The sequence below is a fragment of the Halalkalibacter oceani genome, from assembly GCF_040544555.1.
Classification (GTDB): domain Bacteria; phylum Bacillota; class Bacilli; order Bacillales; family Bacillaceae_D; genus Halalkalibacter; species Halalkalibacter oceani.
On sequence record NZ_JBEPKD010000032.1, the window covers coordinates 27,501 to 40,598 of the forward strand.

Here is a 13,098-nt window from a genome sequence, read left to right on the forward strand (position 1 = left end):
CATGTTGAAACGTCTGGCAGGATTGTCGCTTGCCCTGCTGCTATTGGCAGGGTGCTTACCGATCACCCCTCCGGAAGAGGAAGAAGCGGAAGTAGAGGAAGCGGTTGATGATGGGGAGCCGAGTGTTGAAGTCGTACCGCAAGTCATTACGCCGGATAATTATTATCAAAGCGTGCTTTACGACGGAACTTATTTGCACGGGGAATCGCGCGGATTCGGGAATTCCGTCGTTCATAACCGGCTTGATTTGGATGAACTTGAAATTGGTTTGACCCGCATCGCCCAGCAATATTTTGAGCCGGAGAATTATTTCTTTCGGGAAGGTCAATTCATTGAACGTGAAGAATTAAATAGTTGGCTGAGGCGCTATGATGAAACCGATAATCCGCTCGGTCTGAACCCGCCGCTCGGAGAAGGAAATACGCTGCGTGAGCAGGAGGAGGATCGACCGCGTGCTCTGTCGCACATTTTGGAGCATAACTATATGGTCGAAGGCGAGAATGGTCAACTGAATCTTGGCGGGATTGTCATCGGTCTTTCAATGAACAGCGTGTATAATTTCCGTGTGGAGGATGAACAGGGCCGCTACTACTTCTACGAAACCGAGCTTTCAGAAGCAATGATTGAACAGGAAGGCAGACGGATCGCGGAGGAAGTGGTCAATCGATTGCGTTCAGAAGAACGGGAGAACGGCGCCTTTGACGAAATTCCAATTATTGTCGCCCTGTTCCGTGAGCAGCCGCAGGAATCCGTAATTCCTGGAAACTTCATCGCCCAGGCTGAGGCTGAGCCGGGAGGCAATTTGGAGCGGTGGCAGCGAATGAATCAGCGCTATTATTTATTCCCTTCCAATGAAGCGAATGAAGAGGCGCGTAATGAAGCCGACCAGTTCCAGCGCTTCAAGGATGATATCCAGGAATTCTTTGATACGTACATCGGTGTTGTCGCCAGGGGTCGTTATGAAAACAATCAAATTCAGGAGTTGACGATTGAAATCCCGATCCGCTATCAGGGCAAAGCGGAAATTGTCGCGCTGTCGCAATTTGCGGCGAGTCAGCTGCAGCAACGCTTTCAAGGAGGATACAAGGTCAGTGTTTCGATCACCTCTGTATCCGGCAAGACGGAAAGTATCGTCATTTTAAATCCGAATGAAGAACCGTTTATCCATGTTTACTAGTTTCAAAATGTAGCCTAAGTGAAGTCTTGGAGGCAGTCGTCTGTCTTCAAGGTCTTCTTAGACTACAAAATAACTGAATATTCATGTAAAAGAGGGGGAGACAGTGTGCTACATCCAGAGGTGAAAAAATACTTGGAAGAGACTGCGGCAGCGGGCCAAAAATCAATTGAACAATTAACGGTGGAAGAAAACCGCCAACGAATGAGAGAAACGATTGATGTCAGTGGGGAGCCGCAAGCTGTGGCAAAGGTGGAAGAGGTGACCATTCCAGTTGAGGACGGCACGATACAGCTGCGGATCTACACGCCTGAAGGAGCGGGACCGTTTCCGGTGCTCGTTTATTTTCACGGTGGCGGCTGGGTGCTTGGTGATCTGGATGTTGTTGACCGTCCGCTTCGTGCGCTTACCAATCTATCAGGGTATCTGATCGTGTCCGTTGACTATCGTTTAGCGCCGGAGTACCGCTTTCCTACCGCGCCGCACGATTGTTATGCGGCGGTAAAATGGGTGGCTGAACATATTTCCGCTTATAACGGCAATCCAGGTATTCTTGTCGTCGGCGGAGACAGCGCCGGTGGAAATTTGGCGGCGGTTGTGACTTTAATGGCACGGGAAAAGCAAGGGCCGGCTATACACTATCAAATTTTAATTTATCCGGGAACGGACTTTTCGGAGCCGAAGCCGTCCTACGAGGAAAATGGCGAAGGGTACGGGTTTACGAAGAAAGCGATTGATTGGTACAGTCATCACTATTTACAGGAAGAGGAGCGGACTGATCCGCTCGCCTCGCCTCTTTTGGCGGCGTCACACGCCGAGCTTCCGCCGGCTCTTGTGATCACCGCTGAGTATGATCCGTATCGTGATGAAGGAGAGCTGTACGCCGCTCGTTTAAGGGAGGCCGGCGTTCCGGTGGAAGTAACAAGATATGAAGGAATGATACACGGCTTTTTCCGGATGACGCGGCTGTTTGAACAGAGCCGTGAGCTGCATCGGCAAATTGCTGCGACCCTGACTAGACTGGCGCGTTCTGCGGGTGAATAATCTGAAGGAGAGGCAGTAGGGCTGAAGAGGATGAAAGAAAACTGGCTTTGATAGGGTCCGGGCAAAAGGTAACAATCTTTTGGCCCGGCCTTTTCTCATTTCTGTTTTTTCCTGCCGAAGATGATAGCGCTGTACAATCAATAAAATCTTGTAAAAGTACAACAATTAGTATGTTACATACGACAAAAATGATGAAAAAAGTGTTTATTATTGCCGCATTACATGATATATTTATGTCGTTCAAGACAATGGACTGTCCTCAGAGGTCTGATGTCTAACGAGCGTGATAGTCGGCTTGACGATGTACAAAATAAGGGATGAATGATGCTGCTTGATGGGTATAGGAGAGTAGAGTGCCGAAAACCATAAGAAAGGAATGAGCAGATTTGAAAACCGTTTATTGCGTACATTTGTTAAGCATTTTTATTGTAGAATAAAAAAGGGGGAAAGAAAGATGAAGAAGTGGTTACGCACATTAACAATGACGGCGGCGGCTGTTGTCGCCCTTACGGCGTGTGGGGCTGGAGAAGAAGAGGGAACGACCGATGAAGCGGCTCCGAGTGAAGAGCCCGCGGAAAACGAAGCTACACCGGATGCGGAAGATTTCACTGTCGCAATGGTAACCGATGTCGGTGGAATTGATGATAAATCATTCAACCAGTCGGCGTGGGAAGGCTTAACGGCATTTGGTGAAGAAATGGGTCTTGAAGAAGGGACAGGCTATCGTTATTTGCAATCGGCTACAATGGACGATTTTGAACCAAATATTCGGACACTTGTACGTGAAGAGGCCAACCTTGTTTGGGGGATCGGCTACTTAATGGAGGATGCTGTCAAGACCATTGCCGAGCAGGTTGAAGACGCTCAAATTGCGATTGTCGATACTGTTGTTACAGATGGAGATGGCAATCCTTACAGCAACGTTGCCAATGTTACGTTCAAAGAGCATGAAGGCTCATTCCTTGTCGGCGTTGTTGCCGGATTGCAAACAAAAGGAAATAAAGTCGGCTTTGTTGGCGGCGTGGAAAGTGAATTGATCAAAAAGTTTGAAAGCGGGTTTAAAGCCGGTGTGAAGGCTGTCAACCCGGATGCTGAAATTTTAACGCAGTATACAGAAAGCTTTAATGATGCGACGCGTGGTCAGCAAATTGCCAATAATATGTACGGCCAAGGCGCGGACATTATTTATCATGCCGCTGGAGGAGCGGGAAATGGCGTCTTCCAGGAAGCGATTAACCGAGCGCGTAACGGTGAGGAAGTCTGGGTCATCGGAGTTGACCGTGATCAGCATGAGGAAGGTGTTTCCGGCGATGTGTCTGTTACATTAACTTCGATGGTAAAGCGTGTTGATACGGCTGTTTACCTTGTATCTGAGCGGACGATGAGCGGAGACTTCCCTGGTGGAGAGATCCTCGAATATGGTTTGGAAGAGGATGCGGTTGGAATTGCGCCGACAACTGACAATGTGCCGCAGGAAGCACTTGATGCGGTCGACGAATACAAAGTTCAAATCCAGGATGGGGAAATTAGCGTACCTCAGACGGATGAAGAATATGAGGAATATCTTTCTTCCCTGTAATAAGCAGACTGAAATCATTCATGCAAGAGACTGCTCCGAAGGTCGATGGCGATCTTCGGAGCACCATCACTCAGGGTGACTTATGCTGTTCTGACTTAAGTTGTAGAATAGTCTGGGCGTCGCATCCTGTCGCCTGCTATTGGATCTAACGAGGAGTGAGGGTGCATAGGTTGCTCTTTTTCCTTAACAGGATGTGAATTATGGAGAAAAAGGGACAATGACGGATTGCTGTTCCCCAATCCATCATTGCCCCTTTTTTCAAGAAAACAAGGCTTGGAGTCCGGGGAAGAACTACGGCTGAGTCTGAGAAGCAAGGAGTGAGTCGAGATGAATTATGTCATTGAAATGAATCATATTCGCAAAGAGTTTCCGGGGATCGTCGCAAATGATAATATAACGCTCCAAGTGAAAAAAGGGGAGATCCATGCCCTTCTCGGTGAAAACGGCGCTGGTAAATCGACCTTAATGAATATTCTGTTTGGCTTATATCAGCCGGAAAAAGGCGAAATTATCGTCCGTGGAAAAAAGGAGAGGATTACCGATCCGAATGTCGCTAATCGACTCGGGATTGGGATGGTTCATCAGCACTTTATGCTCGTTGAAAAGTTCACAGTTACCGAAAATATTATTCTCGGAAGCGAGCCGACGATGTTCGGGACGGTTAATAGTAAGAAAGCGGCAAAAGAAATTCAGCAAATTTCACTCCGCTACGGTTTGAAAGTGGATCCTTACGCCAAGATTGAAGATATTTCAGTCGGCATGCAGCAGCGTGTTGAAATCTTGAAAACGCTGTACCGCGGGGCGGATATTCTGATTTTCGATGAGCCAACGGCGGTGTTGACGCCGCAAGAAATTCAAGAGCTGATTGCGATCATGAAAGCATTGGTCGCCGAAGGCAAGTCGATTATTTTAATTACCCACAAGCTGAAGGAAATTCTTGCTGTTTGTGACCGCTGCACGGTCATTCGCCGTGGCAAGGGGATCGGGACGGTAGATGTCGCTGAAACCGATGAAGATAAGCTGGCGGCGATGATGGTCGGACGCGAGGTCAACTTTAAGGTTACGAAAGCTCCGGCCAAGCCGCAGGATGTTGTGCTGGATGTCAAAGGAATAACAGTCAAAGACGGCCGCGGTGTCGAGGCTGTCAAAAACCTCAGCCTCGATATTAAAGCTGGGGAAATTGTCGGGCTTGCCGGAGTGGAAGGAAACGGGCAGACGGAGCTGATCGAAGCGATTACGGGACTGCGCAAAGTGGAAGCAGGCACAATCCAGTTAAAAGGTCAGCCGCTGCAAAATTTGAAGCCGCGGGAAGTGACGGAGGCCGGAATCGGCCACATTCCTCAGGATCGCCATAAGCATGGTCTCGTGCTCGACTTTACGATTGGCGAAAATATCGTGCTACAAACCTATTATCAAAAGCCGTTTTCCAAAAATGGTATTTTGCAATATGGGGAAATTTATCAGAAAGCCCGTCATTTGATTGAGGATTATGATGTACGCACGCCAACGGAACTGACGCCGGCGCGCGCGCTGTCCGGCGGAAATCAGCAAAAAGCAATCATTGCCCGTGAGGTTGATCGTTCACCTGAGCTGTTAATTGCCGCTCAGCCGACAAGGGGGCTGGATGTCGGGGCGATTGAGACGATCCATCAGCGGCTCGTCCAGGAACGTGATAAAGGACGGGCCGTCCTGCTAATGTCGCTTGAGCTGGATGAAATTTTGAATGTTAGCGACCGGATTGCGGTCATGTACGAAGGGGAAATTGTGGCGATTGTCGACGCGGCAACGACCAATGAACAGGAGCTGGGCCTTCTAATGGCAGGCGCGAAGAAAGAGAAAGCAGGTGAGAGACGTGATAGCTAAATGGCTTCCTAAAGGAAGACTGCTGTCGTTAGCCGTGCCATTGATTGCCGTTCTGCTCGGCGGTCTCATTGGTGCGTTGATTATGCTGATTACCGGATATAATCCGATTGCCGGTTATGCGGCATTGGTAAAAGGAATTTTTGGGGAAAGCTATTATATTGGCGAAACGATCCGGGCGATGACACCGCTCATTCTTGCCGGACTGGCGGTAGCCTTTGCTTTCCGAACCGGATTGCTGAATATCGGGGTGGAAGGTCAGTTGATCGTTGGCTGGCTGGCAGCGGTTTACGTCGGACTGGCAGTTGAACTTCCGCTGATTGTCCATCTACCTCTTTCGATTTTGGCGGGGGCGGCTGCGGGAGCGCTTTGGGGTTTTATTCCAGGCTTGCTTAAAGCCCGCTTTCAGGTTCATGAAGTTATCGTGACAATTATGATGAACTATATTGCGTTACATACAGCCAATGCGATTATTCGGACGTATTTGATCGTGCCGGGTGAGCGGACGGAGGAAATCCATTCGACAGCCTCGCTCGCTTCGCCGTTTTTGCAATCCATTACCGATTATTCTCGCTTACATTATGGCTTTCTCATCGCGCTGCTCGGCTGTTTCATTATGTGGTTTCTGCTTTGGCGAACGTCCAAAGGCTTTGAATTACGGGCGGTCGGCTTTAACCAGCACGCCTCGCAATACGCCGGGATGAACGTGCAGAAGAACATCGTCCTCTCGATGGTCGTCTCAGGCGCCTTTGCCGGTGTTGCCGGGGCGATGGAAGGGCTTGGAACCTATGGATATATGAGCATTCTTGCCGGCTTTTCCGGCGTCGGCTTTGATGGAATTGCCGTTGCTCTGCTCGGCGCGAATACCGCGATAGGAGTCGCCCTCGCTTCCTTTTTGTTCGGGGGCTTAAAGGTTGGCGCCCTGACGATGCAGTCGCAGGCCGGTGTACCTAGTGAACTGATCGATATCGTCATTGCGCTTATTATTTTCTTCGTCGCCTCAAGCTATATGATTCGTTGGGTGATTAACCGTGTGAAGAAGGAGGATGTATGATGGATCTCATGCAAATACTAGCTGCTGTCATCCCGGCAGCCATTTACCTAGCTGCTCCTCTTATCTTGACGGCACTTGGCGGCTTGTTCAGCGAACGGGCCGGTGTTGTCAATATTGGGCTTGAAGGGCTGATGGTAATGGGAGCCTTCACCGGAATTGTAACTACGCTGACATTGCAAGGAGCCGGTGTAGCATGGTGGACATCGATTTTTCTTGCCCTCCTTGCGGCGATTATCGTCGGCATGATTTTTTCACTATTTCATGCGGTCGCTTCGATCAGCTTTCGGGCGGATCAGATTGTCAGCGGGGTCGCGCTGAACTTTTTAGCAGTCGGGCTTTGTGTCTTCCTTGTGCGGCTTTTTTACAACAAAGGACAAACCGATTCCGTGCAAAATGGCATTTATCGTTTTAATGTCCCTGTTTTAAGTGATATTCCGGTTATCGGACCGTTGTTTTTCTCAAATGTGTATATTACATCCTTTGTGGCGATTCTGTTGGCTTTGATTGTCTATCTGATCATTTTTTACACGCCGTTCGGACTTCGACTGCGCTCTGTCGGCGAGCATCCGATGGCGGCGGATACAATGGGGATTAACGTCAACAAAATGCGTTATATCGGCGTCATGCTCAGCGGCGCTTTTGCTGGTCTCGGTGGAGCCGTGTTTGCGCTGACGTTTTCCGGAAACTTCTCGGGGACGACAATTGTCGGCCAAGGCTTCATGAGTCTTGCCGCGCTCATCTTCGGAAAGTGGCATCCGCTCGGCGCTCTCGGGGCGGCGCTCTTCTTCGGATTGGCGCAGGCATTGAGTATAACCGGGCAGCAGATTCCGCTTCTGGCGAACGTCCCGCCCGTTTTTCTCCTGATCGCGCCCTATGTGCTGACGATTCTCGCGCTGGCCGGCTTCGTCGGTCGCGCTGAAGGTCCAAAGGCAATCGGCAAGCCTTATATAAAAGGTTCCCGTTAATAACAAATTTGTGGCGATGTTTCGAATGTGACCTTTTGAAACATCGTCCTTTTTGTCGGGAAAAGAAATGAATAATTAATGATATGTATGGATGATTATTCATTTTGTGTTTTTCACTCGCAAAGCTTACATACAAGAAATGGATAGTTATACATCTTATAAAATCGTAAATAAATAAAAAAATGTTCAGATAATAATATTGTGTTATCGTGGTAATCGTCCGCTCGTTCTCCGGGAATACTACGATACACTCTTCATGCATATGGAATAACAGGAGGTGAGGGAAAGTGGACTATCAGCTGACGACAGCGACTTGGATTTTGTTATTTGTACCGATGCCATTATTAATCGTCTTATCACTTATCACATTACGAAGAGGAGGGAGAGAATAAGATGGAACTGGCAACGCTGTTAACCTTTATTGTTTATTTGGCCGGTATGCTGCTAATTGGCTTCATTGCTTACCGGATGACGAATAATTTATCAGATTATGTACTTGGGGGCCGGCGTCTTGGCGGAAGTGTGGCGGCGTTAAGCGCGGGCGCTTCCGATATGAGCAGCTGGCTTTTGCTCGGCTTGCCGGGGGCGATGTATCTCGGCGGCATGACGGAAATTTGGATCGCCGTCGGACTGGCGATTGGGGCGTATTTGAATTGGCAGTTTCTTGCGGCACGCCTCCGTCAATATACGGCTGTCGCCAAAGATTCAATCACCTTGCCTGAATTTCTTGAAAACCGTTTCCATGATCGTACGAAGGCATTGCGGATTATTTCGGCACTCGTCATCCTCGTGTTCTTTGCTTTTTACACATCCTCGGGACTCGTCGGTGGCGCGCTCCTGTTTGAAGCTTCCTTCGACATGCCTTATACGCAGGCGTTATGGATTGGGGCGCTCGTCATTATTTCCTACACCTTTTTAGGCGGCTTTTTAGCGGTGAGCTGGACCGACTTCTTTCAAGGGATTTTAATGTTTCTCGCTCTCATTATCGTTCCGCTGCGGGCGATGGCTGAGATGGGTGGCTGGAATGAAACCGTTCAGGCCGTTGGCGCAATCGATCCATCGTATTTAGATGCCTTTCAAGGCACGACGGTGATCGGAATTGTTTCCCTGCTTGCCTGGGGGCTTGGCTACTTCGGACAGCCACATATCGTTACCCGCTTTATGGCGGTGAAATCGGTACGCGAAATTCCGAAGGCGCGGGCTGTCGGGATGACGTGGATGGTCCTTTCTCTGTTTGGCGCCATTTTCACCGGCTTTGTCGGGATCGCTTATTTTTCAGCAAATGGCATCGCCGGTCAACCGCTTGCTGAGGGTAGCCATGAGACGGTTTTTATTGTATTTAGTCAGCTTTTATTTGATCCGTGGGTGTCCGGCTTTTTATTAGCGGCGATTTTGTCGGCGATCATGAGTACGATTGATTCGCAGCTGCTCGTATCATCGAGCGCGCTGGCGGAGGATGTTTATAAAGGATTTGTACGCAAAAATGCCTCCCAGCAGGAGCTTGTTTGGATCGGCCGCTTCGGCGTCGTGTTCATCGCCCTTGTAGCAGTCTGGCTTGCCTATCATCCCGAGAGTTCAGTGCTCGATCTCGTTGGCTATGCGTGGGCCGGCTTCGGAGCCGCCTTTGGTCCGGTGCTGCTGCTGGCGTTATTTTGGAAGCGAATGACGCGTAATGGAGCACTGGCGGGAATGATTGTCGGCGGTATGACGGTTATTATTTGGGCCGAGCTTGACACCTGGTTTAGAATTGAACGCGCCCACTATCCGCTGCTAGAGCTGTATGAAATCATTCCTGGCTTCGTTTTCGCCTCGCTCGCGATTATTCTTTTCAGCCTGCTCGACAAAGCGCCTTCTAAAGAAATCGAGGCAGAATACGAGCAAGCAAAAACACCGATTATTTAAGTCAGGGCTGGGACAAACAGAATCGTTCGAGTGGAACAAAAACTGTCCCCTGTTTTTTAATTTATGTAATGCCTCAACGTATACCTGAGTCAAACAGCGTACTGAATTCCGGCCTCCTCTACTGGGCTTTGTTGCCTAGAGGGGCGGAATTTGGTATCATTAATGATATTGTCAATACGTTCGAATTTACGCGGAGGTGAATGAAGAAATGTCCCGAATCCAAGCAGATCAAGTAAAGCATGTAGCGCATCTGGCACGACTTGCGATTACTGATGAAGAAGCAGAAATGTTCACAAAGCAGCTTGATGCAATTATCTCATTTGCGGAGCAGCTGAATGAGCTTGATACCACTGGTGTTGAGCCGACTTCACATGTTCTCGATATGAAGAATGTCCTTCGTGAGGACAAGCCGGAAAAAGGCTTGCCGGTTGAAGAGGTATTAAAGAATGCACCAGACCATGAGGATGGCCAAGTACGGGTGCCGTCAATTATAGAATAGGTGGGGGGAAAAGCAAGATGGCATTATTTGACCATAAGATGTCAGAGCTTCATACGATGCTTCAAAAGAAAGAAGTGAAGGTCTCTGATCTTGTTGATGAATCATACAAGCGCATCACGGAAGTCGATGATAAAGTGAAAGCGTTTGTCACATTAAACGAAGAAAAGGCGCGCGCTTATGCTGCAGAGCTGGACGAGGCACTTAGCTCAGGCGGTGAACGTGGGCTTTTATTTGGTATGCCGATCGGTGTGAAGGACAACATCGTCACAAAAGGTTTGCGGACAACATGCTCCAGCCGCATTTTGGAAAACTTTGACCCGATTTACGATGCGACCGTTGTTCAAAAGCTTGCCGAAGCTCAGGCGATCACGATTGGAAAGCTGAATATGGATGAATTTGCAATGGGTTCTTCAACGGAGAATTCCGCTTTCCAGGAAACGAAAAACCCTTGGAATCTCGATTATGTACCAGGCGGCTCAAGCGGCGGCTCGGCGGCGACAGTCGCCGCCGGAGAAGTGCCATTTGCCCTTGGTTCGGATACGGGCGGATCGATTCGCCAACCGGCAGCCTACTGTGGTGTCGTCGGCTTAAAACCTACATATGGACGTGTCTCGCGTTACGGGTTAGTAGCGTTTGCTTCCTCTCTTGATCAAATTGGACCGATTACCCGTACTGTAGAGGATAACGCTTATTTGCTGCAAGCCATCACTGGAATTGATCCGATGGATTCAACATCGGCGAATGTCGAAGTGCCTGATTTCCTTTCGGCTCTCACCGGCGATGTAAAAGGCTTGAAGATTGCCGTTCCTAAAGAATATTTAGGTGAAGGTGTTCAGGAATCCGTGAAGCAGTCGGTGCTCGATGCACTTAAAGTGCTTGAAGCTCAGGGCGCGACATGGGAAGAGGTTTCCCTTCCGCACTCGAAGTACGCGCTGGCCACCTATTATTTGCTGTCTTCCTCTGAGGCTTCTGCCAACCTGTCCCGCTTTGACGGGGTACGTTACGGCTATCGTACCGACAATGCAACGAATCTGATGGAAATGTACAAGCAGACGCGCGCCGAAGGCTTCGGTAATGAAGTGAAGCGCCGGATCATGCTCGGAACATTTGCCTTAAGCTCAGGCTACTATGATGCCTATTATAAAAAAGCCCAGCAAGTCCGGACGTTGATTAAAAAGGACTTTGAGAATGTATTTGAAAAGTACGATGTTATCGTTGGACCAACGACGCCGACACCTGCCTTTAAAATCGGTGAAAAAACAGATGATCCACTAACGATGTATGCCAATGATATTTTGACGATTCCGGTTAACCTTGCCGGTGTACCGGGAATTTCGATTCCATGCGGCTTCCAGGATGGTCTGCCGCTCGGGCTGCAAATTATCGGCAAGCATTTTGATGAAAGCACCGTCTACCGCGTCGCCCATGCGTTTGAACAAGCGACAGACTATCATAAACAAAAACCGGCATTGTAAGGGGGGATAACGATGAATTTTGAAACGATTATTGGACTTGAAGTTCACGTTGAGCTAAAAACAGAATCAAAGATTTTCTCAGCCAGTCCGAACCATTTCGGTTCAGAGCCGAACACGAATACAAGTGTCATTGATCTTGGTTATCCAGGCGTATTGCCTGTATTAAACAAATCGGCAGTTGAATTTGCGATGAAAGCGGCGATGGCATTGAATTGTGAAGTCGCAACCGACACGAAGTTCGACCGTAAAAACTATTTTTATCCGGATAATCCGAAGGCCTACCAAATTTCCCAGTTTGATAAGCCGATTGGCGAGCATGGCTGGATTGAAATTGAGGTCGACGGTCAGAAGAAGCGCATCGGAATTACGCGTCTTCATCTGGAAGAGGATGCCGGCAAGTTGACTCACTCCGGTAACGGCTACTCACTGGTTGACTTTAACCGTCAAGGAACACCGCTCATTGAAATCGTCTCCGAGCCGGACATTCGCACTCCAGACGAGGCTTATGCTTACTTAGAGAAGCTGAAGTCGATCATTCAATATACGGGTGTGTCTGATTGTAAAATGGAGGAAGGCTCGCTGCGCTGTGACGCGAATATTTCTCTGCGCCCGGTCGGACAGGAGAAGTTCGGCACGAAGACGGAGCTGAAGAACCTTAACTCGTTTAACTTCGTCCGCAAAGGGCTTGAATATGAAGAAAAACGTCAGGAACAGGTCCTTCTTTCCGGTGGAATCATCGAGCAGGAAACGCGTCGCTACGATGAAGCCGGGAATAAAACGGTATTAATGCGCGTCAAGGAAGGCTCCGATGATTATCGCTATTTCCCTGAGCCTGATCTCGTGGCGCTTCACATCGACGAGGAGTGGAAGGAGCGCATTCGTGCCGAGATTCCTGAGCTTCCGGACGAGCGCAAGCAGCGTTATGTTGAACAGCTTGGTCTGCCGGCCTATGATGCGATGGTACTCACACTGACAAAGGAAATGTCTGATTTCTTCGAAGAGACAATCGCCAAGGGAGCGGATGCGAAGCTTGCCTCGAACTGGTTGATGGGTGAAGTTTCCGCCTACTTGAACGCTGAACAAAAAGAGCTTGCCGATGTCGCGCTCACGCCGGAAGGCTTGGCAAAAATGATTCAGCTGATCGAAAAAGGAACGATTTCATCGAAGATCGCGAAGAAGGTCTTTAAGGACCTGATTGAAGAAGGTGGAGATCCTGAACAAATCGTCAAGGATAAAGGCCTTGTTCAAATCTCAGATGAAGGCGAACTGCGCAAAATGGTCATCGAGGTTCTCGACCAGAATCAGCAGTCGATCGACGACTATAAGAACGGGAAGGACCGGGCAATTGGCTTCTTAGTCGGCCAGATTATGAAAGCCTCCAAAGGAAAAGCCAACCCGCCAATGGTCAACAAGCTGCTGCTTGAAGAAATCGCGAAACGATAAGAGAAAAGAAACATACTAAGATTAGTGGGTAAGGTCATCGACGGGTGATCGTACCCACTATTTCTTTTTTAAGTTATAGTGAGGAGTGAAAGAAAGCCCGAAC

Annotated in this window: 10 protein-coding genes; all 10 read left to right on the forward strand. The window is 48.9% G+C overall.

Translation table 11 applies throughout. The features are described from left to right. Position 1: 1 nt before the first annotated feature. Positions 2-1,177: a CamS family sex pheromone protein gene (locus ABMB67_RS21255; protein WP_251224239.1), complete on the forward strand. Its 1,176-nt coding sequence runs from the start codon at positions 2-4 to the stop codon at positions 1,175-1,177. A 105-nt stretch (positions 1,178-1,282) separates the two neighbouring features. Continuing rightward, positions 1,283-2,218 (forward strand): LipP1 family hormone-sensitive lipase, encoded by a 936-nt coding sequence (lipP1, locus tag ABMB67_RS21260; protein ID WP_251194720.1) that lies wholly within the window; start codon positions 1,283-1,285, stop codon positions 2,216-2,218. 454 nt (positions 2,219-2,672) lie between these two features. Then, positions 2,673-3,797 carry a BMP family lipoprotein gene (locus tag ABMB67_RS21265; protein ID WP_251224238.1) on the forward strand — a complete coding sequence of 375 codons (1,125 nt, stop codon included), beginning with the start codon at positions 2,673-2,675 and terminating at the stop codon, positions 3,795-3,797. A gap of 327 nt (positions 3,798-4,124) precedes the next feature. Beyond that, complete coding sequence (locus tag ABMB67_RS21270; RefSeq protein ID WP_354573232.1) at positions 4,125-5,660, forward strand: ABC transporter ATP-binding protein; 1,536 nt, start codon at positions 4,125-4,127, stop codon at positions 5,658-5,660. Beyond that, the gene (locus ABMB67_RS21275) at positions 5,653-6,711 is read left to right on the forward strand and encodes an ABC transporter permease (RefSeq protein ID WP_251194784.1); all 1,059 of its coding nucleotides are present in this window, start codon (positions 5,653-5,655) and stop codon (positions 6,709-6,711) included. The genes ABMB67_RS21270 and ABMB67_RS21275 overlap by 8 nt, the downstream gene beginning before the upstream one ends. Continuing rightward, complete coding sequence (locus ABMB67_RS21280) at positions 6,711-7,676, forward strand: ABC transporter permease (protein WP_251224236.1); 966 nt, start codon at positions 6,711-6,713, stop codon at positions 7,674-7,676. The genes ABMB67_RS21275 and ABMB67_RS21280 overlap by 1 nt, the downstream gene beginning before the upstream one ends. Positions 7,677-8,069: 393 nt before the next feature. Beyond that, positions 8,070-9,578 carry a sodium/proline symporter PutP gene (gene putP / locus ABMB67_RS21285; protein ID WP_251194479.1) on the forward strand — a complete coding sequence of 503 codons (1,509 nt, stop codon included), beginning with the start codon at positions 8,070-8,072 and terminating at the stop codon, positions 9,576-9,578. Between the two features lie 208 nt (positions 9,579-9,786). Next, positions 9,787-10,077 (forward strand): Asp-tRNA(Asn)/Glu-tRNA(Gln) amidotransferase subunit GatC, encoded by a 291-nt coding sequence (gene gatC, locus ABMB67_RS21290; protein WP_251194480.1) that lies wholly within the window; start codon positions 9,787-9,789, stop codon positions 10,075-10,077. A 17-nt stretch (positions 10,078-10,094) separates the two neighbouring features. Then, positions 10,095-11,552 (forward strand): Asp-tRNA(Asn)/Glu-tRNA(Gln) amidotransferase subunit GatA, encoded by a 1,458-nt coding sequence (gatA, locus tag ABMB67_RS21295; protein WP_354573233.1) that lies wholly within the window; start codon positions 10,095-10,097, stop codon positions 11,550-11,552. 12 nt (positions 11,553-11,564) lie between these two features. After that, complete coding sequence (gatB, locus tag ABMB67_RS21300) at positions 11,565-12,995, forward strand: Asp-tRNA(Asn)/Glu-tRNA(Gln) amidotransferase subunit GatB (protein ID WP_251224234.1); 1,431 nt, start codon at positions 11,565-11,567, stop codon at positions 12,993-12,995. Positions 12,996-13,098 lie beyond the last annotated feature (103 nt).